Below are 24,314 nucleotides of genomic sequence, written 5' to 3' on the forward strand. Positions count from 1 at the left end.
CGGACTCTCTCATGAAGGCTAGAGGATTTTTCTGTCAAGGGTTGCCTTCGCTTCTGCGGTGCACAAAGCCCTTCGAATGCCCGCTGAAAAGACGCGGGAGGGAGTACGCCAAGCCAACTCGCGTGGCCTACGTTGATCCTTTGCTAAAGAGAGTCGTAAAGCCTTTAACGACCAACGCCGCAACTAAGCCGACAAGTGCACCTACCAAGCAGTGAATGCCTAGCGTTGCGACTGTTTCCCACGCCCCAGCCCCAGCAAAGAGCGTTTCAGCAAAGTGCTGTACAGGCTCAATGCCTTCTGTGATAAACGCCCCGCCGACCAAGAACATCGCAACAGTGCCAATCCATGACAATGCTTTCATAAGCTTTGGTGCAGCGGACAGCAGCCATCCCCCGACAGTCCTCACCACCGAGCCCCACGTACCAGTAGCTTTAGACTTCTGGAGAATAAGGCCGGCATCATCCAAGCGGACGATCCCCGCAACCAATCCGTAAACGCCCACTGTCATGACCACCGCGATCAGCGCTAACGTCAAAACCTGTTGGAGCATCGGGGCATCAGTAACGATATTTAGGGTGATTACGATGATCTCGGCGCTCAGAATGAAGTCCGTTCGTACAGCCCCTGCAATCTTCCGCTTTTCATAGGAGGCCAGCTCTTCAGGTGTCTTAGGCTTCGTTTTCTTTGGTTGCCCTTTGCCATCGTCTCGACTAGCCGTGAGCTTGTCCTTGATGGCCTCAAAGCCCTCATAACAAAGATATGCTCCCCCAATCATGAGCAGCCAGTGAACCCCGGCAGGCAGCAGTGCGTTCAACGCCAACGCACAAGGCACCAGGATTGCTTTGTTTCTCAGCGACCCCTTAAATACAGCCCATACCACCGGTAGCTCTCGGTCTGCTTTCATGCCGGTAACCTGCTCAGCATTCACAGCAAGGTCGTCGCTTAGGACACTAGCCGATTTCTTTGCAGCGGCTTTGCTCATAAGCGAGATGTCGTCTAGCAGTGTGGCGATGTCATCCAATAGTGCGAACAAGCTACTGCCAGCCATCTAAGGCTCCTTCCGGGATGTTAATTTTTTTCCCTACCACCTTAGGCACAACGAGGCTGATGCCCCGCATACCTTCACTGCATGGGCTCAGAATTGCCCTGTCGTCATGGGATTACGGAAAGCACCTTTCTAGACAATTGACGCACCATACCGTTCATCAATACCTAGCGAGCCGCACCTGAACATTCAAGAACGAACCAAATAATCGTTACTGAATGCTGGCCAACTACCATCTTCTGGATCAAACCGCCTATTCTAAATCACCTATATCCGAGCGGTTCGGCGGTCGGCGACGTGAACCGGGTCAGCAGACACGGGGCAAACAAAATCCTGGACGATGGGCGGTGAGCAATGAAGCTGCAGAGTATTCGGCTATGTAATTTTCAGTCCTTCGCCAATGGGCCTACGGTAATCACATTTGAGGATGTCACCTACCTTATCGGCCCCAATGGCTCAGGAAAGACCGCAGTCCTGCAAGCGCTTTGCAGGTTGTTTGCCTTTGATCCAAGCCTCCGTCGGATCAAACGATCTGACTTCCATGTACCTGCTGATGAGGACTTGGTGCCTGAGGAACGCAGTCTGTGGCTGGAAGCGGATTTCGAATTTCCAGAGCTTCTGGAGGATGAGGACAACACTACCGTCGCCCCGCACTTCGCTCATATGCGATTGGACACACCCGAAGGCATCCCGCGCGTTAGATATCGATTGAGCGCAACCATGGGGATCGATGGCGACATTGAAGAGAACCTAGTGTATGTCCTCGATGTTGATAAAGACGCCAACCCACTGTCCACCGCAGTAGTCACTCGGGCGCATCGTAATACCATTCAAATGCATTACCTTCCCGCCAGACGAGACCCTGCCGACCACATAACCTACGGCGCTAATGCCCTGCTCGGACGCTTGTTACGAGCCGTCAATTGGGAGGATGACCGCGAGCGGATCAAAGGACTCACTGACGAAATCAGCGAATGCTTGTCCGGAAATCAATCGGTAAGTGCATTCAGTGAAAGCCTGAACGCCATGTGGAAACGGCTTCACAGGGGCACCTTCTTCACCGACCCAAAGCTCACGTTCGTTACTTCCGAGATTGAGTCTCTTCTCAGACACATGTCAGTTTCGTTTTCACCAGGGCATGACGAAAATCTAGTCGACTTCTCTCGCCTCAGCGATGGTCAGAAGTCGATGCTATACCTGTCACTTGTTTTGTCCTCTCACGCCATCGGGCGCGCAGTCCTTAACGGTAAGGATGTTTCTTTCGATGCTGACAAACTGAAGCCACCGTCATTTACGCTGATCGCAGTGGAGGAACCTGAAAACAGCCTCTCACCTCATTACCTAGGGCGCATCGTTAATGCTCTCAATAGCTCAATTGGAGGGGCAGACTCCCAGGCAATCATCGCCACGCATGCTCCATCCATGCTCCGCCGCGTGGATCCTGAGAACATTCGCTATCTACGCCTCGCTGCGAACCGCTCCACCAAGGTTACCTGTATAGCCCTACCCGACAAGGAAGATGAAGCTCATAAGTTTGTTCGAGAGGCTGTACAGGCCTTTCCGGAAGTCTATTTCTCCCGGCTAGTGGTACTGGGTGAGGGAGACAGCGAAGAAATTGTTCTTCCGAGAATTCTTCAGGCGAAAGGTGCACCTGTTGATGAGTCGGCGGTGACCATCGCGCCACTGGGCGGTCGTCACGTCAACCATTTTTGGAGATTGCTCTCCGCGCTGGAGACGCCCTATGTAACCCTACTTGATCTCGACGTTGCACGACATCAAGGTGGGTGGGGACGTGTAACCAACGTCAATAATCAACTTGCAAAATTTGCTCCAGAGAAAAAGCTTCCCGCTTGGAATATAGCCAAGTGGAATGATGATCTTCCGGTTCGCACCCACCATTGGTTTGAAGAAGGAAAAGTGAGCGTATTTGTCGAGCTAGAGAAGCGCGGAGTTTTCTTCTCAGAGCCTATGGATTTGGACTTCTCAATGTTGCTGGCCTACCCAGATGCATATGATGTATCGCTAAGCGATCCGGACGAATCAACTGTTAAGGCCGTCCTAGGCAAGAGTCATCATAAGTCTGACCAATACAATGCAGCGGAACAGCAACTTTTTGGCACCTACCACTCCAAGTTCAAACTAGGTAGCAAACCGGCAGCACACATCTCCGCCCTTGCGAAGCTGACTGACGAAGATCTGCTAAAAAGCCTTCCTCCATCGCTAGATCGTTTAGCAGACGCAATCATCGCGGCGCTGGAGGACATCCCAGAATGATCAGCGCAGATGTATGGAAAGTCGCCGATGGCTTGACCTTGGAAACAAACGCCCTTCTTGCAGTGAGGGAGCTTGGAAAGTCGCTCGCGCTTACCGCAGGCCCAGGCGCAGGCAAAACGGAGGTTCTGGCGCAGCGTGCAGACTTTTTGCTACGCACCGGAAACTGTCGCTACCCCAAGCGAATACTGGCGATCTCCTTCAAGGTCGATGCGAGCATAAACCTCAAGGAACGGATTCGTCGCAGATGCGGACTTGATCTGGCTGCACGCTTCGACAGCTACACCTTTCACGGCTTCGCCAAGCGCATCATTGATAGGTTTAGACCCGTGCTCACGGGCGGGGACTCTCTTGAGCCAAACTACTCCATAGGCGACGAATCAATCCAAGGCAAACAAATTAAGTTCGCGCAGCTCATACCTCTCGCAACGAAGATCTTGACCAATTCAGTAGTTGCAAGAAATGCAATTTGTCAGACCTACGCCGATGTGTTCCTTGATGAGTTCCAAGACTGCACTACTGAGCAGTACGCACTGCTGAAGCTTATCTTCATGAATAAGCCAATTCGATTGACCGCCGTCGGTGACACCAAACAGAAAATTATGGGCTGGGCCGGAGCACTGGATGGCATATTTATAGACTACGCAAAGGACTTCGACGCCCGACCACTCAATCTATATCGAAACTTCCGATCTAAGCCTCGGCTTTTGCGGATGCAGAACGAGATCATTCGAACCCTTGATCCTGCTGCGGTGATGGCAGATGACCTGATCATTGGAAACGAAGGCGAACTCCTCGCTCGAAACTACGATAACAGTCACAGCGAAGCAGCCGCGTTGGCCGACATCATCCAGAGGTGGATAGATGTAGAGGAAATACCCCTACCAGAAATAGCGATTCTTTTCCCCAGGCAGATAGACCTGTATGGCACCCCCCTCATGGAGCAACTGGCAGCTAGAGGAATTCCCTATCGCAACGAGCATGAGTCTCAAGATCTGGTTAATGAGCCCGCTGCTCGCCTAATCATTGACTACCTATCATGCCTGTATCGGGAGAGAGAACCGAAGGCGTGGATCAATTTGATGGAGCAACTGGTTTCATTTAATGACGAGGACGGTGACTCTGAGCTTCAGAGAAACTTCGAGCGCCTCTATCTTGCCCAGCGCAAGGAAGTGAAAAAATTGGCCCGATCTGACGCGCCTTATTCAGGATGGTGGGAGCTAACTATGAAGTTCCTGAAGAACATCGGCCTACCCGTGCTGACGACCCTTTCTTCTGACTACGAAGCAAAAGCCAGATTGAACGAGGTTATCAAGAACACGAGACAGCAAATTGAGAAACTGCTCGAGCAAGAACCGGATTTGCTCAAAGCACTTGATCTGTTCTCCAACGATCAAGCAGTCCGATTTCTGACGATTCATAAAAGTAAGGGATTGGAATTCCACTCTGTAATTATGATCGGTGTAGAAACCCAGACATTTTGGGGCAAAGTACAAGAGGAGCGTTGCGGCTTCTTTGTAGGTGTTTCACGCGCCAAGGAACGATTGATGATTACGACATGCGACTTACGCCATCGACCGGCCTCAAAGCCTCCAAGGTGGAATGAGCATCGCACTCCTCATGCTGAGTTCGTCACATACATAACCCCATTTCTTTCCGCTCAGCCAGATGCCTGACAGGTAACTGTGTCGCTGACGTTGTAGGAGCTCGGGGCAAGGATGCGCCCCACACGGCAAGCTATACATAGACCTCAGGCAGAGCCACAGAATCTGGCCGAGGAAAATCTCCGGGCTTGCGAGGTATGCCATAGATCGAGGTGTGTCAGGAAGGACTAGGCAAGAGCACTCCCAATCAAATACACATCCTTAAGCTTCCACATCAGGAGCAGGAGCAGGAGCAGGAGCAGGTCAAAGCCTAAGGGCTTTGACAACAAAGCGGAGTGTGTCTAGAAAAATGAAGCTGTAACAACAGTACCCACGACCTGGTAGTAGGTATGCAGGTTTACTCCCCATCGACAAGACCGGCATCTCTTTTCAATGTGGCTGAGGCGCAAGGAGTTTGACACCGGGCATGACACCGAGTTTAGACACAGTGCACGTGGAGAAAACACATTGGAAGTCATCAAAATCAGAAAAATATCTAAATAAAATCAATATCTTGAGCCAACAACCAATTAAGTTGATTGACACATTTTGACCTCATAAGAGCATTGTCTACAAAATCACCGCCGAATAGATCGTGTCGCGCACCAGGGTCGGCGAGGCTTCGTTGCTCATCATGATCGCCAGAATCACCACTTCCACCAGCACGGCGGCCAGGGTCAGGATCATCGTGCCGTACGGGTCGCCGACTTTTTCCGCGAGCAATTCGGCCTGATGGGCGACGCGCATCGAGGCGGCGACGATGAACGCAATCAGCACCAGCCCGGCCGTCAGCGCGACGATCTGGCCGCTGTGCAGCAGCCAGTGCTCCAGCGGATACGCAACACAGGTGGCAATGACGGCCAACAGCAGAAAGCTTTCTTGCTTGAGGATGGTGAACATGACGGGCCTTTTTGCCGAAGAGTGCGAATGAGCTACTGACTGCGGGGCGGCGCTAATGGTTCGTTACACCTTAGCGCACCAGCCGATGGCAGCTTTATCTACGCCTGCACTTTTATTGGCCTTTGCGGCCTCTTCGCAGGCAAGCCCGCTCCCACAGGGATCGCGGCGTTTTGTGGGAGCGGGCTTGCCCGCGATGGACGCGCCTCGGTTTCAAGCCAGATTGTTGTCCGCTTGGTCAGCCTTTTGCATTGCCCTCCCCACACACAACAAAAGGGAGTTCGCGTTCATGCAAAAACGTCCACTGCAAACACTGCTGTGCATCGCCATGGGCCTTGGCCTCAGCCTGAGCGCCAGTGCCGCCGATCCACTGAAAGTCGGTTTCGTCTACATCGGCCCCATCGGCGACCACGGCTGGACGTATCAGCATGAACAGGGGCGCAAGGCGCTGGCGGAAAAACTCGGCACGCAGATCACCACCAACTACGTGGAAAATGTCGCCGAAGGCGCCGACGCCGAGCGGGTGATCCGCAACATGGCCAAGGACAATTACGACCTGATCTTCACCACCTCTTTCGGCTACATGAACCCAACGGTGAAAGTCGCCAAACAGTTTCCCAAGGTGACCTTCGAACACGCCACCGGCTACAAGCAGGACAAGAACCTCGGCACCTATCTCGCGCGCACCTACGAGGGCCGTTACGTCGGTGGCTTCCTCGCGGCGAAGATGACCAAGACCAAAAAGATCGGTTACGTCGCCTCGTTCCCGATCCCCGAAGTGATCCGCGACATCAACGCCATCCAGCTGGCCTTGAACAAGTACAACCCCGGCACCGAGATCAAAGTGGTATGGGTCAACTCGTGGTTCGATCCCGGCAAAGAGGCCGATGCCGCCAACGCGCTGATCGATCAGGGCGTGGACGTGGTGTTCCAGCACACCGACAGCCCGGCGCCGATCCAGGCCGCCGAGCGACGCGGTGTGTATGCCGTGGGCTACGCTTCGGACATGGCGCACTTCGGGCCGAAAGCGGTGCTGACCTCGATCGTCAACGACTGGGCGCCGCACTACATTCAGGCGACCCAGAGCGTGATCGACCACAACTGGAAATCCCAGGACTACTGGGGCGGTTTGAAGGAGGGCACGGTCGAACTGCCGATCAGCGATCTGGTGCCGGCACCGGTGAAGGCCGAAGCCGAGCAGATCATCGCCGACATCAAGAGCGGCGCCCTGCAACCGTTCACCGGGCCGATCAAGGATCAGGCCGGCGTCGAGAAAATCCCGGCGGGGGTGAGCGCCACCAACGCCGAACTGGCGTCGATGAATTACTACGTCGAAGGCATGAAGGCCGAGATGCCGAAGTAAATTCCAACATCGACCCTGTGATCGTTCCCACGCTCCGCGTGGGAATGCAGCCCGGGACGCTCCGCGTCCCTGCCGAAAGCGGACGCGGAGCGTCCATTGAGGCATTCCCACGCAGACGGTTCGACGCCTCGACGTGGGAACGATCATTAAAGAGCATTCGAAATGAACCAACTCCCGATCATCGACATCTCGCCGCTCTACTCCGACGACCAGAACGCCTGGCCCGCCGTCGCCGAACAGATCGACCACGCCTGCCGCGAATGGGGCTTTTTCTACATCAAGGGCCACCCGATTTCTGCGCAGCGCATCGAATCCCTGCTCGATCACGCCCGGCACTTCTTCGCGCTGCCGAGCGCGGAAAAACTCAAGATCGACATCACCCAGACCGTCCATCACCGAGGCTACGGCGCCATGGCCACCGAACAACTCGACCCGGACAAACCCAGCGACCTCAAGGAAACCTTCGACATGGGCCTGCACCTGTCGGCCGATCATCCCGAGGTGCTGGCGGAAAAACCGTTGCGAGGCCCCAACCGTCATCCGGCGATTCCCGGTTGGGAAACACTGATGGAGCAGCACTACCTCGACATGCAGGCCCTCGCGCAAACCCTGTTGCGGGCCATGACGTTAGCGCTGGGCATCGAGCGCGACTTCTTCGACACGCGCTTCAACGAGCCGGTCAGCGTGCTGCGGATGATCCACTACCCGCCGCGCCACACCGCCAGTTCCGCCGAACAGCAAGGTGCGGGCGCGCACACCGATTACGGCTGCATCACGCTGCTGTATCAGGACGCGGCCGGCGGCTTGCAGGTGAAAAATGTCAAAGGCCAGTGGATCGACGCACCGCCCATCGACGGCACGTTCGTGGTCAACCTTGGCGACATGATGGCGCGCTGGAGCAACGACCGTTATCGCTCGACCCCGCACCGGGTGATCAGCCCGCTCGGGGTGGATCGCTACTCGATGCCGTTCTTCGCCGAACCGCACCCGGACACGCGTATCGAGTGCCTGCCCGGTTGCCAGGACGCACACCATCCGGCGAAATATCCGACCACCACCTGCGCCGAATTCCTGCTGTCGCGCTTTGCCGATACCTACGCCTATCGACGGGAGCAGGAAGCGGTGTGATGGATCGGTTGGTCAGGTTTTGCCAATTGTTTCGGCGGGCATCTGTAGAATGCCGCCATTGCACCTGATGAGAAAAGAATATGTACGACTGGCTCAACGCCCTGCCCAAGGCCGAACTGCACCTGCACCTCGAAGGCTCGCTGGAGCCCGAGTTGCTGTTCGCCCTGGCCGAACGCAACAAGATCGCCCTGCCGTGGAGCGACGTCGAAACCCTGCGCAAGGCTTACGCCTTCAACAACCTGCAGGAATTCCTCGACCTGTATTACCAGGGCGCCGACGTGCTGCGCACCTCTCAGGATTTCTACGACCTGACCTGGGCCTACCTGCTGCGCTGCAAAGAGCAGAACGTGATTCACACCGAACCGTTCTTCGATCCGCAGACCCACACTGACCGGGGTATCCCGTTCGAAGTGGTGCTCAACGGCATCGCCGCCGCGCTGAAGGATGGCGAGCAGCAACTGGGCATCACCAGCGGCTTGATCCTGAGTTTCCTGCGCCACCTGAGCGAAGACGAAGCGCAGAAAACCCTCGACCAGGCGCTGCCGTTCCGTGATGCATTTGTCGCCGTAGGTCTGGACAGTTCCGAAATGGGTCACCCGCCGAGCAAGTTCCAGCGCGTGTTCGATCGTGCCCGTCACGAAGGTTTCCTGACCGTCGCCCACGCTGGCGAAGAAGGTCCGCCGGAGTACATTTGGGAAGCCATCGACCTGCTGAAAATCCAGCGTATCGACCATGGCGTGCGCGCCATCGAAGACGAGCGCCTGATGCAGCGGATCATCGACGAGCAGATCCCGCTGACCGTATGCCCGCTGTCGAACACCAAGCTCTGCGTGTTCGATCACATGTCGCAGCACAACATCCTCAACATGCTCGAGCGTGGCGTGAAGGTCACGGTGAACTCCGATGACCCGGCGTACTTCGGCGGTTACGTGACCGAGAACTTCCACGCGCTGCACACTCACCTGGGCATGACCCAGGATCAGGCCAAGCGCCTGGCGCAGAACAGCCTGGATGCGCGGTTGGTAAAACCGTAACAGTACAAAGCCGTTCGAACACGCCCGTGTTCGAACGGCTTTTCAGGTCTCAGCGCACAACTGCTTCAGTCAGCTCTTCCAACGTCTTGCCCCGGGTCTCCATCCCGAACAGCCACACCACTCCCGCTGCAATCGCAAAGCACAGCGCCCCCAACGCAAACACCCCGCCCTGCCCGGTGATCGGGAACACCAGCCCGGTGACCAACGGACCGAGCAACGACCCCACGCGCCCGATGGCCGAGGCGAACCCCGAGCCCGTCGCCCGCGCCGAGGTCGGATACAGTTCCGGCGTGTAGGTGTAGAGCACCGCCCACATGCCGAACAGGAAAAACTGCATCAACAGCCCCGTGCCGATCAGCAGCGCCACGTTGCCGCCAAAAACCGCGCTTTGTCCGTACAGAAACGCCATCACCCCGCCGCCGAGCAACGTGACGATGCACACCGGCTTGCGTCCCCAACGTTCCACCAGCCAGGCCGCCATCAGGAAGCCGGGAATCCCGCCGAGGGAAATCAGCACCGTGTAATACACCGACTGAGTCACGGCAAAACCCGACTGTTGCAACAACGCACTGAGCCAGGACGTCAGACCGTAAAAGCCGAGTAACGCAAAGAACCACAGGCTCCAGATCATCGTCGTGCGCTGGCGATACAGCGGTGACCAGATCTGTTTGAGTGCCGAAAGGAAATGGCCCGGCGGGGACACGCTGCGTGGCAGACGAACCGGCTCCGGCAATGCAGCACCACCGAGTGAGGCCTGTACCCGCGCCTCGATCCCGCGCAACACTTTGTCCGCCGCGTCATGCTTGCCGGCCTGTTCCAGCCAGCGCGGCGACTCGGGAATGAAAAAGCGGATCGCCAGCACGAACACTGCCGGCACCGCCAGCACCAGAAAGATGTCGCGCCAGCCAATCAACGGCAGCAGGAAATACGACAGCACGCCCGCCGCGACGAAACCCAGCGGCCAGAAACCGTCCATCAAGGCGATGTAACGACCCCGACGCTGGGCAGGAATCAACTCCGACAACATCGACTGGGCAATCGGAAACTCCATACCCATGCCGATTCCCAGCAGGATGCGAAACAGCGTCAGGCTCTCGACCGTCTGCGCCGTGGAGCACAGGTAACTGGCCAGTCCCCACAAGACGATGCTCCACTGGAACACCGGTTTGCGACCGAACCGATCCGCCAGCAATCCGGACAGCGACGCCCCCAGCACCATGCCGAAAAAACTCGAACTGGCCAGCAGGCCAGCCTGCGCACTGCTCAGGCCGAACTCGGCTTTGATCGAGCCGAGCAGGAAGGTCATCATCGCCAGATCCATGGAGTCGAAAAAAAACGCCAGGGCGATGATGATGAAGATGATCCGGTGATAACCGCTGACTGGCAGGCGCTCCAGTCGATCTGCCGCGCTGAAGTTTCCCGTGTCCATGCCACCTCCTCAATCCGAAAAGTCCCCGGATCGAGTGTGCGCGATAGCGGTTGCGCGCCTGTGCCAGATGCGACGTGTTCGCAGCCGTTGACGACGTTCAGTAGCAAGCCAGTGGAAGAAAGCGCTCTACAACGCCATTTCCAGCTCGGTTTCACAGGCGAAACGATGAATTTCCCGCTGGCCCGCCGCCGTCAGTTGCAGGGCTCTGGAATCGTTGGGCAGCACCAGCCAGCCCGACTGCATGAACAGCTGCAGCAACGCCGCGCCCAGCGAGCCCCCCATGTGCGGGCGACGCTCGCTCCAGTCCGGACAGGCGCACGCCACCTGAGCGTTGCGGTGGGCCAGCGCCTGGATGTACACCCCGCGCCCGGCCAGTTGTGTCGAGCCTTTGTGCGTGACCACCACTCTATGTTCAAGCTGCTCGATCCAGCCGGCGTCGAGCAGGCGCTGGTACAGGTCGGCGGCCAGCGTTCCACCCAGATGGTCGTCGCAAAACCGCGCGCGCAGCAGTGACGAAGGCGCCGCCTGGGGTCTGACGACCGGCGAGGCACGCTTGAATACGTCGGGGATTTCTCGTGGAGCGCTGGCCAACGTGGCGCTGGCCAGCGCTTCGATGGCCGCGCCGATTTCGGGAGCCGCCAGGCGGAAGAAGCGTTTGCGACCGCGCGCCTCGACCTTCAACAGACCGCCAGCGGACAAGCGCCCCCAGATGCGCACTGGCCGATGACGGCGATAGCCCCGCCAGCAACGCCAGCTCCTCGGTCTGCCGCGCCGAGCCATCCATGAGCGCCCACATCATTGCGCTGCGTTTGGGATCGGCCAGCAACGTGGCGATCTGGCTGATGCAAGGTGCATGTTCCATCTATTCACTCCCTGTTGAATCGTATCGTCTACAGCTCATAGACATCTTGACCAGTAATCAGTCGTCGGCCAAGGCGCGCAAAATACCTTGAGCCCAAGCGAGGCAGCGCGCCGCAGCAAGGAAACCGCAGCACTGTCGCGACCCTCGTCCCTACCCGGCCGGTTGCGGTCTGATCGTTCTCGCATCGGCCTTTTGGTGCGGGCATCAGGCGGTCGCTAGTATAAGCGGGTTGCTCGCGGCGTCCTGCGCCGGAGCGGCCGTGGTTGGTGATTGTTCCTGAGAGAAATTTCGCTATTTACCTGCGACTAATGGTCAGACTTCTGGAAAACGGGAAAACGGCTACTCAATTCGGCGCAACGGCTGGCGAGCATCTCCCTCAGAAGGTTCACCGGCTTACTCAATTGTGCGCGATGGGCGCACAGCAGATTCAGCGGAGCGCGTTCGCAGAGCAGCTCCGGCAACAGCACTTTCAGCCGTCCCGCCAGCACATCACCGGCCACATCGAGCCACGACTTGTAAGCAATGCCGGCTCCCGCCACAGCCCAAAGGCGCACCACATCGGCGTCGTCACTGAAGCGGTCGCCACTGACGGTCAGGCCGACCTCGCGCTTGCCGTCGTGGAAACTCCAATGGTCGTGCACCCGGCCTCCGAGCATATAAAGCAGGCAGTTGTGCTGTGCGAGCTGTTCCAGATGCAGCGGTTCGCCGTGCCGGGCCAGGTAGGCCGGTGATGCACACAGCACCCGTCGGTTGTGCGGGGCAATCGGCAACGCCACCAGACTGGAATCCTCCGGCTCGCCGTAGCGCAAGGCGATGTCCACCGGCTGGCGAAACAGGTCGGCGATGCGGTCACCCAGCAGCAGGCGCACCGTCAGTTTCGGGTGTTCGCGCTGAAAATCATCGAGCCACGGCAACAGCAAGTTGCGCCCGAAATCCGAGGGCGCCGACAGCTGCAGAATTCCGCTGACCTGATCCTGCCCGCTGGCCAGCAGGCGGCGACCCTCATCAAGGTTGCTCAGCGCCGCCCGGGCGTATTCGAGAAACCCTTCACCTTCAGCCGTCAGCCGCAAACTGCGAGTGGAGCGTGCCAACAGCCGCGCGCCCAGTTGCTGTTCTATACGTTTGAGTGCGGCACTGGCCACGGCGGCGGACAGGTCCATCACCCGCGCCGCCGCCGACAGGCTGCCCAGATCCGCCGCCCGGACAAACAACTGCAAGTCATCGAAACGCAGCATCGTCAGCCCCGATTATCAAAAAAATATTGAAAGAGACTGCTCTTTTAGCCGGTTTTATCTCCGGCAGAAATAGCCAATCATGCCATCCATCGAATTCATCCCGTCCCGGAGTCGAACATGTCCCAGCCTTTCACCGCCATCGCCACCCTGATTGCCCGACCTGGCCAGCAGGACGCCCTCGAACAGCACCTGCGTGCCCTGATCGAACCGACCCGCGCCGAAGCCGGTTGCGGTCAATACGAACTGCACCAGGATCTGGCCAACCCGCTGGCCTTCTACATGATCGAGCAGTGGGCCAGCGACGAAGCCCTGCAAGCCCATGATGCCAGCGCCCATATCCAGCATTTCCGCAGCCAGGCCGAGGCGTTCCTCGAACACTTCGAACTCAAGCGCCTGCGCGTCATTGCCTGAAACCTTCCTTTATTCACTTTCGGAGTTCGCCATGAAAGCCATCGCCTATTACGCCTCGCTCCCGATCAGCGACGAAAAATCCCTGCAAGACATCGAACTGCCAGAGCCGGTAGCCGGCCCGCGCGACTTGCTGGTGGAAGTCAAAGCGATTTCGGTCAACCCGGTGGACACCAAGGTTCGCCAGAACGTCGCGCCGGAAGGCGGCGCCGCCAAGGTGCTGGGCTGGGACGTGGCCGGTGTGGTCAAGTCGGTCGGCAGTGAAGTGACCTTGTTCAAGGCCGGCGACAAGGTGTTCTACGCCGGCTCCATCGCCCGGGCCGGTGGCAACAGCGAACTGCACGTGGTGGATGAGCGGATCGTCGGCCATATGCCAAAAACCCTCGGTTTCGCCGAAGCCGCTGCTCTGCCGCTGACCGCGATTACCGCTTGGGAATTGCTGTTCGAACGCCTGCAGATTCGCGAAGGCAATACCGATGAAGGCCAGAGCCTGCTGATCGTCGGTGCGGCGGGCGGCGTCGGTTCGATCCTCACCCAACTCGCCAGCCAGTTGACCGGGCTCAAAGTGATCGGCACCGCCTCCCGCCCGGAGACCCGCAACTGGGTGACCGAGCTGGGTGCTGACCTGGTGATTGATCACAGCCAGCCGTTGAGCGAAGAACTGAAACGCGCCGATGTCACCCACGTGACCCACGTTGCCAGCCTGACCCAGACCGACCAGCACCTGGACCAACTGGTCGAAGCCCTGGCGCCACAAGGCAAACTGGCACTGATCGACGATCCGAAAGCGCTGGACGTGACCAAGCTAAAACGCAAGAGCCTGTCGCTGCACTGGGAGTTCATGTACACCCGCTCGCTGTTCGAAACGCCGGACATGATCGAGCAGCACAAACTGCTCAACCGGGTGGCCGGGCTGATCGACAGCGGGACGTTGAAAACCACGGTCGGCGAGCACTTCGGCACGATCAACGCGAGCAACCTGCGCCGCGCCCATGAACTGCTGGAAAGTGGCAAGGCCAAGGGGAAAATTGTTTTAGAAGGTTTCTAAAACTCGCAAGACCGCAGCCTTCTCCAGCCTCCGATGTGGCTGGCTCGGGGGCTGCGGTGTTTTTTTGCCGTCAGTCAGATGCTTGACCCTTGTCACAATTGCGATCGTATTCAGGACTACAATCGAGTCCTCTGCGATGCAGATCTTTTACGTACGGGAGGTCAGCAATGAAGATCCTGATAAAAGAAGTGGCAAAGTCCCAGTGGCAAGTTCGTCTCGACCAACACGCCGTGACCTTCCGCAGTGAGGCCGAAGCTCGAGCCTTCACCCGCACCCTCGAAGCGCGTATCTGCGCGCCCCATCAGATTCCCGACCTCGGCCAGCAACGCGCTGTCGGCTGAGTTCTTCCGTTCAGACTTCGGTCTGTGCCTTTGCCAGCGCCCGGGCATTCTGCATGCGCCGGGTGAGCGTCGCTGCGCACACCACCAGCAAACCACACAAGCTGATGACGATGGCCATCGGCACGGCGGTGCCATCGTGCAGGATCCCCACCAGCGCCGAAGCCCCGGCGGCGACGCTGAACTGCATGCTGCCGAGCAACGCTGAAGCACTGCCGGCGCGACCGCCCTGCCCGTTCATCGCACACGCCGCCGCATTGGGGCTGATGCAGCCGAGGCTGGCCACGCAGATGAACAATGGAATCAGCAATGGCCACAGCGCCTCGGTGTGCAAGGCGCTGACCGCGAGCAGCGTCAGCCCGGCGCACAGGTAAACCCAGACCGCCCGCGACAACAGGAACGCCGGACCACGCTTGGCCAGCAGTCGCGCATTGACCTGCGCCACCAGAATGAACCCGGCCGCATTGGTGCCGAACAGCCAGCCGAAATGTTCGGCCGGCACGCCGTACAGTTTGATGAATATGAACGGGGAGCCGGCGATGTAGGCAAACATCCCGGCGATGGCGATGCCGCCGGTCAGGGCATGGCCCATGTAGACCGGGTCCGCCAGTAGCCGACCGTACTGACGCAGCGCGCCGGACAACGGCTGACGCGGAACATGCGCCGGCAGACTTTCCGGCAGGCCGAGGGCCACCGCCAGCCCGGCGAGGGCACTGAATACCGTCAGCACCAGGAAGATCGACTGCCATCCAGACGTGTTCACCAGCAGACCGCCGAGCATCGGCGCCAGGATCGGTGCCAGCCCCATCACCAGCATCAACTGCGAGAAGACTTTCGCCGACCCCACCGCGTCGCACTTGTCGCTGACCACCGCCCGGGCAATCACCATCCCCGCACAACCGCCCAGCGCCTGCAGCAGCCGTGCCGCGATGAGCCACTCCAGATTCGGCGCATAGGCGCAGGCCACCGACGCCAGCGTGAACAGCGTGAGACCGATCAGCAACGGAATCCGCCGGCCGAAGCGATCCGCCAACGGCCCGTAAGCCAGTTGACCGATGGACAGGCCGAAGAAGTAAGCCGACAGCGTCAGCTGGACGTGTTTCTCGTCGGTGCCGAACGCCAGCGCCATGGTGGGAAACGCGGGTAGATAGAAGTCGATCGCCAACGGACCGAAAGCGGTCAGGGCACCGAGAATCAGAAGGGTACGGAAGTTCATCAGGCGTCCAGGTCGGGCGGGGAGTTGAGTTGAGTTCAGCCCGACAGTCTAGCCGCGCGAGGACGCCTTGAACATTCCGATAGCTCGCTAACTATTAAAAAGATCAGGCGAGCTTGATCGCATAACCTTCTTCACTGATCGCCTCGATCACCTGTTCGGCGCTCAACGCACTTTCGACCCCGACTTCCTTCGCCGCCAGATCGACCCGCACGCTGGCGGCCGGATCCTTGCTCTGCACCGCCTGGGTGACGGCTTTGACACAGTGACCGCAGGACATGCCTTCAACAGTGAACACTTGCATGGAATGACTCCTTTGAGTGAGGTTGCCGGCAGTTTCGGGCTTGCCACGATGGCAAGGTCAAGTTCTGCAAAAAACTGCCGGGCTGGCAATCGTCGCCGCGCTCGGCCAAGCTGCATGCATCAATGACATGAATTCAGGAGATTCAGCCATGCGCTGGTCAGCTTTCAGCCTGTTTGGCTTTCTCAGCCTCTTTGCCGCGATCCCTTCGGTGCATGCCGCCGGGGAAGATTACGGGGTGCTGATCATTTCCCGCGAGCGCCTGGAAGTCGCGACCTCGTGCGAAATCGGCGTGTACATCCAGGATCAACTGTCGGCGCGCCTGTTCCAGGAGCAAAGCACGTCGTTCAACCTGCCGCCGGGCAATGTCTCGCTGCGCCTTAAACTGCTGCCGGGACAAATGCCGGGCTGCAACCCGGGCATGCTCGCGCCGGGCTCGCAGGAGATCAGACTGCATGCCGGCGACATCCTGAAATTCCGCATCGCGATGAACCAGGAAGGCATGTACCTCAAGCCGACCGGCCTCGGTTACTAAGGCCTGCCGCTCGTTCCCACGCTCTGCGTGGGAACGATCAGGCGAACAAGCGAGCAGCCGGTAGCGGAAACTGGCGCTTGACCTTGCCAGCATGGCAAGGTTGATCCTGTAGGCATCTTCTACAGGGAGTACGACCGATGTCCGATTCCATCACGTTCGATCTGCCCATCAGCGGCATGACCTGCGCCAGTTGCGCCGGTCGTGTCGAGCGGGCGTTGAGCAAAGTCAGCGGCGCCAGCGCCGTCAGCGTCAACCTCGCCACCGAACAGGCCCGGGTGCAGGCCCCCGGCGACAGCCTGCCGGCGCTGATGGAGGCGGTCGAACGCGCCGGTTACAGCGTGCCGCAGCAAACCGTGGAATTGAACATCGACGGCATGACCTGCGCGTCCTGCGTCGGTCGTGTCGAACGTGCCCTGAATAAAGTGCCGGGGGTGAAAAGCGTCAGCGTCAACCTCGCCAATGAACGTGCTCATCTCGAATTGCTCGGCGCGGTCGATCCGCAAACCCTGATCGCCGCCGTGAGCAAGGCCGGCTATTCGGCCAGTCTCTTCGAACTCGAACATCCACAATCCGACAATCGCCAGCAACGCCTGAACCATGAACGCTGGGCGCTGATCTGCGCCATCGCCCTCGCCTTGCCGCTGGTGCTGCCGATGCTGCTGCAACCGTTCGGCATTCACTGGATGCTGCCGGCCTGGGCGCAGTTCGCCCTCGCGACCCCGGTGCAATTCATCTTCGGCGCGCGGTTTTATGTGGCCGCCTGGAAAGCCGTGCGCGCCGGCGCCGGCAACATGGACTTGCTGGTCGCGCTGGGCACCAGCGCCGGTTATGGCCTGAGTCTCTATGAATGGGCGACTGCTGACGGACGCATGCCGCACCTGTATTTCGAAGCCTCGGCGGTGGTCATCGCTCTGGTGCTGCTCGGCAAATACCTGGAAAGCCGCGCCAAACGCCAGACCGCCAGCGCCATCCGCGCACTGGAAGCGTTGCGCCCGGAGCGGGCGATTCAAGTCATCGATGGCCGCGAACAGGACATCGCCATCAGCGCCCTGCGCCTCGGTGACCTCGTATTGGTCAAACCCGGTGAACGCTTCCCGGTGGACGGCGAAGTGCTGGAAGGCCAGAGCCACGCTGACGAAGCGTTGATCAGTGGCGAAAGCCTGCCGGTACCCAAACAACCGGGCGACAAGGTTACCGGCGGGGCAATCAATGGCGAAGGTCGCTTGCTGGTGAGCACCACGGCGCTCGGCGCGGAAAGCGTGCTGGCGCGGATCATCCGCCTGGTGGAGGACGCCCAGGCCGCGAAAGCACCGATCCAGAAACTGGTGGATAAAGTCAGTCAGGTGTTCGTGCCGACCGTGTTGCTGCTGGCCCTGGCCACGCTGATCGGCTGGTGGCTGTACGGCGCGCCGCTGGAAACCGCGTTGATCAATGCCGTCGCAGTGCTGGTGATCGCCTGCCCCTGCGCCCTCGGCCTGGCGACACCGACCGCGATCATGGCTGGCACCGGCGTGGCCGCGCGGCACGGGATTCTGATCAAGGATGCCGAAGCACTGGAACGTGCCCATGAAGTCAGCGCCGTGGTGTTCGACAAGACCGGCACCCTGACCTCCGGCACGCCGCGCATTGCGCATTTCAGTGCGATCGACGGTGACGAAAACGCCCTGCTGACAGCGGCCGGCGCGCTGCAACGCGGCAGCGAGCATCCGCTGGCCAAAGCGGTGCTGGATGCCTGTGCCGAACGTAGCCTGAACGTACCGGATGTCAGCGACAGCCAGTCCCTGACCGGGCGCGGCATCGCCGGCAGCCTCGACGGCCGGCGCCTGGCGCTGGGCAACCGGCGCTTGCTGGAAGAAAGCGGTCTGAACGCCGGAAACCTGAGCGAATCTGCCAAGGCCTGGGAAACCGAGGGTCGCACGCTGTCGTGGCTGATCGAGCAAAGTCCGACGCCCCGCGTACTCGGCCTGTTCGCCTTCGGCGACACCCTCAAGCCCGGCGCGCTGCACGCGGTGCAACAACTGGCCGCCCAGCACATCCACAGCCACCTGCTGACCGGCGACAACCGCGGCAGCGCCCGGGTGGTCGCCGATGCGCTGGGCATCGAAAACGTCCACGCCGAAGTGCTGCCGGCGGAGAAAGCCGCCACTGTCGCCGAGCTGAAGAAAACCGGGGTCGTGGCCATGGTCGGCGACGGCATCAACGACGCACCGGCGCTGGCCGCCGCAGACATCGGCATCGCCATGGGCGGCGGCACCGACGTGGCCATGCACGCCGCCGGCATCACCCTGATGCGCGGCGATCCTCGGCTGGTGCCGGCGGCGCTGGAGATCAGCCGCAAGACCTACGCGAAGATCCGCCAGAACCTGTTCTGGGCCTTCGTCTACAACCTGATCGGCATTCCGCTGGCGGCGTTCGGCTTTCTCAATCCGGTGCTGGCCGGCGCGGCAATGGCCCTGTCGAGCGTCAGCGTGGTGAGCAATGCGCTACTGTTGAAAACCTGGAAACCCGAGGATCTGGAGGACAACCGATGAACATCGGCCAAGCGGCCCGCCACAGTGGCCTGAGCGCGAAGATGATCCGTTATTACGAGTCGATCGGCCTGCTCAAGGCTGCCCATCGCACCGACAGCGGCTATCGCGTCTACGGTGACGATGACCTGCATACGCTGGCTTTCATCAAGCGCTCGCGGGACCTGGGCTTTTCGCTGGAGGAAGTCGGCAAGCTGCTGACGCTCTGGCAGGATCGCCAGCGCGCCAGCGCCGATGTGAAGGCCCTGGCCCGCCAGCACATCGACGAGCTGAATCAGAAGATCCGCGAACTCGGCGAACTGCGCGACACCCTGCAGGATCTGGTCGAGCACTGCCACGGCGACCATCGCCCGGACTGCCCGATCCTCAAGGAACTGGCGTCGGGCTGCTGCCCGCAACCCGCGCGCGTCTGAGCAACAGGATTTTCATCGACAGCACTGTGGCGAGGGGAATGCCGTGGAACAACAGCACCACGGCACCCGGCGCCCACCACTCATAGAACGGTGCGGCAATCAGCATGCCGACGCCGAACCCGGTCATCTGCAACAGCGTCAGAAAACTGAAGATCGGCAGGCGCAGGGGCTCCGGCTCCCGTTGCAGCCGTGACATCAGGCCGACTTCCGAAAACCCGTCACCCAATCCGGCCGGCAGAGAAAACAGCAACAGACCAACGACGCTGTGCTGCTGGAACATCAGGATGAAGCCGCAGGACATCAGCAGCACGCCGCCGAAATAGCGGCGCTCCAGATGGATGTTTTCCGAGCCGTTCAGGCGACTGGCGATTCGCGCGCCGAGCAGTTTGCCGGCGGCCCACACCGCGAGCATCAGGCCCAGCGTGGTGCTGGCTGAGTCCGGCGTGAGCAGTCTGGAAATGATCGGGAAGCCGACGTTGTGCGCAGCGCTGCCAAGGGTGTCAGCCATGGTCACCGCCAGCATCGCGGCCACCACCGGAGCGCTGCGCAGGCCTTGCAGCAAAGCCGACCATTCACCCTGTTTAGCGCTGGATTCGACCACCGGCTCCGGTGCGCTGAACCGCAGCGGCGCAATCAACACTGCCGCCAGCAGATAGGTCAGCGCATTCAGCGCAAACACCGTTTCAAAACCAAATCCCGCGACCAGCAGCCCGGACACCAGACTGCCGCCGACCATCGCCATGGACGAGGCGGACGTGATCCAGGCATTGGTCTTGAGCAGCTGCGCCGGCTCGATCAAGCGCGGCAACTGGCTGTTGAGACCGATGGCGAACATCGAATTACCAAAGCCAAGGCCGAACGCAATCAGCGGCAGCAACAGCGCCTGCTGACTGACCGGCACGATCAGCAACAGCCCGAGCACAGCGGCGCGCAGCAGATCGAAGGCAATCAACGGCAGACGGCCACTGCATCGGCGATAAAACGCAGTGCCGATCAGGCTGGCGAAAATCCCGCCGCCCACGCGACTGGCCAGAAAGATCCCGACGCTCATCGCGCTGTTGCTCAGCAGGTAGACATACGTGGCCAGCGCAACCATGTTCAGGAAAGCGCCGAAATCGGAAATCAACCGGGCCGTGATGATCAGCCGGGCATTGCGGGAAGTGGTGGTCACAATCAATCCTTGAATGTGTAAAACCCGGCCGAAGCCGGGTTTTCTTTTTCAGATGCTCACTGCATCCACGGTGGCGGAGGCGGTTCGTCGGACTTGCCCTTGGGCTCGTCGTCCGCCGCGCGGATGGCTTGCTTGCGCTCCTCATCCAGACGCGCCGCTTCGATCTCGCGCAGCACCCCGCCGACATCGGCCAGGTCCTCGGGATCGTCGAACTCGCCGGTCAGCACGCTGGCCGGGTGCAACGTACCCGCTTCGTACAACGCCCACATTTCCTTGGCGTATTTGGTCTTCTTCAACTCCGGGGCAAAGCGACCGAAGTACGAAGCCATGTTGCCGACGTCACGCTCGAGCATGCTGAACGCGTGGTTGTTGCCGGCGGCGTCCACCGCTTGCGGCAGGTCGATGATGACCGGCCCCGTCGGCGTCAGCAGCACGTTGAACTCCGAGAGGTCACCGTGCACCAGACCGGTACACAACATCAGCACGATCTGCGAAATCAGGAACGCGTGATATTCGCGGGCCTGATCCGGCTCCAGCACCACATCGTTCAGACGCGGCGCGGCATCGCCGTATTCATCGGCCACCAGCTCCATCAGCAGCACGCCTTCGAGGAAGTCGTACGGCTTGGGCACACGCACACCGGCGCTGGCCAGGCGGAACAGCGCCGCGACCTCGGCGTTCTGCCAGGCGTCTTCGGCTTCCTTGCGCCCGAACTTGGAACCCTTGGCCATCGCCCGGGCCTGTCGGCTGTTGCGAACCTTGCGGCCTTCCTGATACTCGGCCGCCTGGCGGAAACTGCGTTTGTTCGCCTCCTTGTAGACCTTTGCGCAACGTAACTGATTGCCGCAGCGCACCACATAAACAGCTGCTTCTTTGCCACTCATGAGTGGACGCAGCACTTCGTCGACCAGACCGTCCTCGATCAGGGGTTCAATGCGTTTTGGAGTCTTCATCAGCTTTTATTGTGGGTCCTTTATTACCAAACACGCGAATGTCATTCGTTATACGGCAATCCTCGCATCACGGGGAGGGGTTGCCGACCTGTGAACCTGTGGATGCACACACTGTGCCGGATAAACCGGGCCGATCCGCCTCTTTATCGACCGCTGCGAATCATAGCCGAGGCTGCCGAAGTTGTTGGCGACAGCACTTGAGGGCATTTGCGACAGAATCTGACATCCCGCTGCACGCAGCTCGTAAGAATTTTCTCTTCCGGCCTCAATTTCCCCCTCCGGCAGCCGAATTCCTCAGAGACAGAGGAATTTGTCCGACAATCGTTCCAAAAAAAACTTCGATGTCGCACTCATGGAAACGGGTGGAAAACAACGTTTTTCGGCTGCCAATAACCGCGAGTCATCTGCACTGCGTGGGCCTACAAGAAAATCTGGAGCGCGGATGAACATCAAACAGAAGTTGACCTGGGCGTTTGCAATCATCGCCTGCTTGCCCGTGGTGCTGGTCGCCACGCTGGTGGTACTGAACCTGCGCAGCGATGCACGGGACGATTTTGTCGACAGCAGCGGGCGCGAGATCCGTCAGGTCAGCAACGCCATGCAGCTTTTCTTTGACGGCATCAGCCAGAACGTCGATTACCTGGCGACGCAACCGCTGATCAAGAACACCGACGACAGCCTCAAGACCTACATGAGCGCCAACGCCGAAAGCATTCCGCAGGGCGAGATGGACAAGAAGGTCTTCGCCTTTCTGCAGGATCTGGGCAACAGTCACCCGGCCTACGCCTACGCAATCGTCGGCACCGCTGCCGGCGGCTACGTATCCTGGCCCGACGATCCCAAGCTGAGCAACTACGACCCGCGTCAACGCCCGTGGTACAAGGCCGCGCAGGCCAAGCCCGGCAAGCCGTTTCGCACCGCCGCCTATTACTGGGCGCAGGACGATGCGACCTATGTCAGCACCGTGCGCACCATCGACAACAAGCTCGGCAGCAACGGCGGCGTGGTCAGTATCGACGTGACGCTCAAGCAGCTCACCGAGATCGTCAAACAGATCAAACTCGGCGAAAGCGGTTACTTGATGCTGCTGGAGAACAGCGGCACGGTGCTGGTCGATCCCAAGCAGCCGGAGCACAACTTCAAGCCGCTCGACAGCCTCGGCGAGGGCTACGCGCAACTGGCCAAGGCCGGCAAAGGGCTGGTGGAAGTCGAGCTCAACGGCGAACGTTACATGGCCAACGTCTGGCCTTCGGAACAACTGGGCTGGACCTTCATCGGCCTGATCAAACAGAACGACGTGATGAGCTCGGCCACTAAACTCACCTGGCTGATCGCAATCATCGCTGCCGTGCTGGCGGTGATCTTCGCGGTGGTCGGCGCCAGTTTCGCCAGCCTGATCGTGCGGCCGATCCGCAGCGTGGCCAGCGGTCTGGAAGGCATCGCCCAGGGCGAAGGCGACCTGACCAAGAACCTCGACATCCGTGGCAGCGACGAAACCGCGCAACTGGCCAACTGGTTCAACCAGTTCCTCACCGCGATCCGCAGCCTGATCCAGCACATCGGCGGCGCGGCCGGGAAAATCCTCGCCACCTCGCAGAGTTCGACCCGGGTTTCCGGCGACATGGCCGAAGCCGCCGGGCGCCAGCGCGAAGCGGTGGACATGGTTTCGACCGCGTTCCACGAAATGGTCGCCACCGCCAACGAAGTCGCCCGCTCGTGCAGCCAGGCAGCGGAGTCGGCCGACAGCGGCCAGCGTCAGGCCCGCGAAGGTCAGCAACAGATCGATGCGGCGGTGCACAGCGTCGATCAACTGAGCCAGGAACTGGAGCAGTCGGCGCAGTCGATGCAACAACTGGAACGCGACAGCAACGACATCCAGTCGATCCTCGGCACCATCCGCTCCATCGCCGAACAGACCAACCTGCTGGCACTCAACGCGGCTATCGAGGCGGCGCGGGCCGGTGAGCAAGGCCGTGGATTTGCGGTGGTAGCCGATGAGGTTCGCGCACTGGCCAAACGCACGGCTGACTCGACGGCGGAAATCGACGGGCTGCTGGGCAACCTCGCCAAACGCACCAGCGCGGTGACCCAGCAGATGCGTGCCAGTCTTGATGTGTCGCAGCAATCGGTAGCGCGGATTGGCGAGGCGCGGGAGAGCTTTGGGCAGATCCGTGAGTCGGTGGATGTGATTCGTGACATGAACACGCAGATTGCGACGGCGGCGGAAGAGCAGCATCAGGTGGCTGAGGACATCAATCGGCACATCAGCCAGATTCATGGTGATGCGCAGTTGGTGGCGGAGCTGGCGAATTCGGCGCGGCTGGATTCGCAGAGTCTGGCGGGGTTGTCGAATGAGCTGGATGGGTTGGTGCGCAGGTTCCGGACTTGAGATTGGGGGCAACCTTAAAAGCCCCCTCACCCCAGCCCTCCCGAAACGTCGGACCGCCCGGAGGGAGAGGGAGCCGACCGAGGTGTCTTGCGTCATACATCAACCTGAAA

At 59.8% G+C, this 24,314-nt stretch carries 20 protein-coding genes and 3 pseudogenes; 14 read left to right on the plus strand and 9 right to left on the minus strand.

What is annotated here, in order from left to right; genetic code table 11:
- Positions 1-127: 127 nt before the first annotated feature.
- Entirely contained in the window at positions 128-1,048 is a 921-nt protein-coding gene (locus L6D82_RS26840; RefSeq protein ID WP_236192003.1) for a DUF808 domain-containing protein, read from the minus strand.
- Positions 1,049-1,399: 351 nt separating this feature from the next.
- On the opposite strand from L6D82_RS26840, the gene L6D82_RS26845 reads away from it, so the two are divergent.
- Both L6D82_RS26845 and L6D82_RS26850 read left to right on the plus strand, forming a co-directional pair.
- Complete coding sequence (locus L6D82_RS26845; RefSeq protein WP_236192004.1) at positions 1,400-3,319, plus strand: ATP-dependent nuclease; 1,920 nt, start codon at positions 1,400-1,402, stop codon at positions 3,317-3,319.
- Entirely contained in the window at positions 3,316-4,992 is a 1,677-nt protein-coding gene (locus L6D82_RS26850) for a UvrD-helicase domain-containing protein (RefSeq protein WP_236192005.1), read from the plus strand. The genes L6D82_RS26845 and L6D82_RS26850 overlap by 4 nt, the downstream gene beginning before the upstream one ends.
- A gap of 540 nt (positions 4,993-5,532) precedes the next feature.
- Here the strand turns inward: L6D82_RS26850 and L6D82_RS26855 are convergent.
- A pseudogene (locus tag L6D82_RS26855) lies at positions 5,533-5,859 on the minus strand (calcium:proton antiporter); the annotation flags it as partial.
- A gap of 286 nt (positions 5,860-6,145) precedes the next feature.
- On the opposite strand from L6D82_RS26855, the gene L6D82_RS26860 reads away from it, so the two are divergent.
- From L6D82_RS26860 to L6D82_RS26870, 3 genes are all read left to right on the plus strand, one after another.
- Positions 6,146-7,219, plus strand: coding sequence for a BMP family ABC transporter substrate-binding protein (locus L6D82_RS26860; RefSeq protein WP_011332314.1), 1,074 nt, complete (start codon positions 6,146-6,148; stop codon positions 7,217-7,219).
- A gap of 162 nt (positions 7,220-7,381) precedes the next feature.
- On the plus strand, positions 7,382-8,347 hold the full coding sequence (locus L6D82_RS26865; protein WP_236192006.1) for a 2-oxoglutarate and iron-dependent oxygenase domain-containing protein: 966 nt from the start codon (positions 7,382-7,384) through the stop codon (positions 8,345-8,347).
- A gap of 80 nt (positions 8,348-8,427) precedes the next feature.
- A complete protein-coding gene (locus L6D82_RS26870) occupies positions 8,428-9,381 on the plus strand; it encodes an adenosine deaminase (protein WP_085748592.1) in 954 nt (317 codons plus the stop codon).
- A 49-nt stretch (positions 9,382-9,430) separates the two neighbouring features.
- Here L6D82_RS26870 and L6D82_RS26875 read toward each other — a convergent pair whose 3' ends face one another.
- Both L6D82_RS26875 and L6D82_RS26880 read right to left on the minus strand, forming a co-directional pair.
- Entirely contained in the window at positions 9,431-10,810 is a 1,380-nt protein-coding gene (locus L6D82_RS26875; protein ID WP_102688504.1) for an MFS transporter, read from the minus strand.
- 126 nt (positions 10,811-10,936) lie between these two features.
- A pseudogene (locus L6D82_RS26880) lies at positions 10,937-11,672 on the minus strand (ArsR/SmtB family transcription factor).
- On the opposite strand from L6D82_RS26880, the gene L6D82_RS26885 reads away from it, so the two are divergent.
- Positions 11,593-11,763 (plus strand): hypothetical protein, encoded by a 171-nt coding sequence (locus L6D82_RS26885; RefSeq protein WP_236192012.1) that lies wholly within the window; start codon positions 11,593-11,595, stop codon positions 11,761-11,763. The pseudogene L6D82_RS26880 and the gene L6D82_RS26885 overlap by 80 nt on opposite strands.
- A gap of 214 nt (positions 11,764-11,977) precedes the next feature.
- Here L6D82_RS26885 and L6D82_RS26890 read toward each other — a convergent pair whose 3' ends face one another.
- On the minus strand, positions 11,978-12,907 hold the full coding sequence (locus L6D82_RS26890; protein ID WP_085748594.1) for a LysR family transcriptional regulator: 930 nt from the start codon (positions 12,905-12,907) through the stop codon (positions 11,978-11,980).
- A 117-nt stretch (positions 12,908-13,024) separates the two neighbouring features.
- Between L6D82_RS26890 and L6D82_RS26895 the strand changes: the two genes are divergently transcribed.
- From L6D82_RS26895 to L6D82_RS26905, 3 genes are all read left to right on the plus strand, one after another.
- A complete protein-coding gene (locus L6D82_RS26895) occupies positions 13,025-13,318 on the plus strand; it encodes a putative quinol monooxygenase (RefSeq protein WP_011332308.1) in 294 nt (97 codons plus the stop codon).
- Positions 13,319-13,349: 31 nt separating this feature from the next.
- A complete protein-coding gene (locus L6D82_RS26900) occupies positions 13,350-14,363 on the plus strand; it encodes a zinc-binding alcohol dehydrogenase family protein (protein ID WP_236192007.1) in 1,014 nt (337 codons plus the stop codon).
- Between the two features lie 167 nt (positions 14,364-14,530).
- Positions 14,531-14,704, plus strand: coding sequence for a hypothetical protein (locus L6D82_RS26905; protein WP_011332306.1), 174 nt, complete (start codon positions 14,531-14,533; stop codon positions 14,702-14,704).
- 10 nt (positions 14,705-14,714) lie between these two features.
- Here the strand turns inward: L6D82_RS26905 and L6D82_RS26910 are convergent, their stop codons facing one another.
- Together L6D82_RS26910 and L6D82_RS26915 are read right to left on the minus strand one after the other, a co-directional pair.
- Positions 14,715-15,917 (minus strand): multidrug effflux MFS transporter, encoded by a 1,203-nt coding sequence (locus L6D82_RS26910; RefSeq protein WP_102718472.1) that lies wholly within the window; start codon positions 15,915-15,917, stop codon positions 14,715-14,717.
- A gap of 103 nt (positions 15,918-16,020) precedes the next feature.
- A complete protein-coding gene (locus tag L6D82_RS26915) occupies positions 16,021-16,218 on the minus strand; it encodes a heavy-metal-associated domain-containing protein (RefSeq protein ID WP_007958490.1) in 198 nt (65 codons plus the stop codon).
- Positions 16,219-16,366: 148 nt separating this feature from the next.
- Between L6D82_RS26915 and L6D82_RS26920 the strand changes: the two genes are divergently transcribed.
- The 3 genes from L6D82_RS26920 to cueR all read left to right on the plus strand — a co-directional run bounded on the left by L6D82_RS26920 (position 16,367) and on the right by cueR (position 19,691).
- Positions 16,367-16,750 carry a hypothetical protein gene (locus L6D82_RS26920; protein ID WP_085609268.1) on the plus strand — a complete coding sequence of 128 codons (384 nt, stop codon included), beginning with the start codon at positions 16,367-16,369 and terminating at the stop codon, positions 16,748-16,750.
- A gap of 137 nt (positions 16,751-16,887) precedes the next feature.
- Positions 16,888-19,281 (plus strand): heavy metal translocating P-type ATPase, encoded by a 2,394-nt coding sequence (locus L6D82_RS26925; RefSeq protein ID WP_236192008.1) that lies wholly within the window; start codon positions 16,888-16,890, stop codon positions 19,279-19,281.
- Positions 19,278-19,691: a Cu(I)-responsive transcriptional regulator gene (gene cueR, locus L6D82_RS26930; RefSeq protein ID WP_236192009.1), complete on the plus strand. Its 414-nt coding sequence runs from the start codon at positions 19,278-19,280 to the stop codon at positions 19,689-19,691. The genes L6D82_RS26925 and cueR overlap by 4 nt, the downstream gene beginning before the upstream one ends.
- On the opposite strand, the gene L6D82_RS26935 is transcribed toward cueR, so the two are convergent.
- Together L6D82_RS26935 and L6D82_RS26940 are read right to left on the minus strand one after the other, a co-directional pair.
- On the minus strand, positions 19,645-20,862 hold the full coding sequence (locus tag L6D82_RS26935; RefSeq protein ID WP_236192010.1) for an MFS transporter: 1,218 nt from the start codon (positions 20,860-20,862) through the stop codon (positions 19,645-19,647). The genes cueR and L6D82_RS26935 overlap by 47 nt on opposite strands.
- A 56-nt stretch (positions 20,863-20,918) precedes the next feature.
- Positions 20,919-21,815 (minus strand): PA4780 family RIO1-like protein kinase, encoded by an 897-nt coding sequence (locus tag L6D82_RS26940; RefSeq protein ID WP_192563381.1) that lies wholly within the window; start codon positions 21,813-21,815, stop codon positions 20,919-20,921.
- A 442-nt stretch (positions 21,816-22,257) separates the two neighbouring features.
- Here L6D82_RS26940 and L6D82_RS28780 point away from each other — a divergent pair.
- Positions 22,258-23,346 (plus strand): annotated as a pseudogene (locus tag L6D82_RS28780) (cache domain-containing protein); the annotation flags it as partial.
- Between the two features lie 129 nt (positions 23,347-23,475).
- Positions 23,476-24,204, plus strand: a complete 729-nt coding sequence (locus L6D82_RS28785) for a methyl-accepting chemotaxis protein (RefSeq protein ID WP_371320909.1) — start codon at positions 23,476-23,478, stop codon at positions 24,202-24,204.
- Positions 24,205-24,314 lie beyond the last annotated feature (110 nt).

Origin of the sequence: Pseudomonas paraglycinae, from assembly GCF_021601625.1 — a bacterium.
Lineage (GTDB): Bacteria > Pseudomonadota > Gammaproteobacteria > Pseudomonadales > Pseudomonadaceae > Aquipseudomonas > Aquipseudomonas paraglycinae.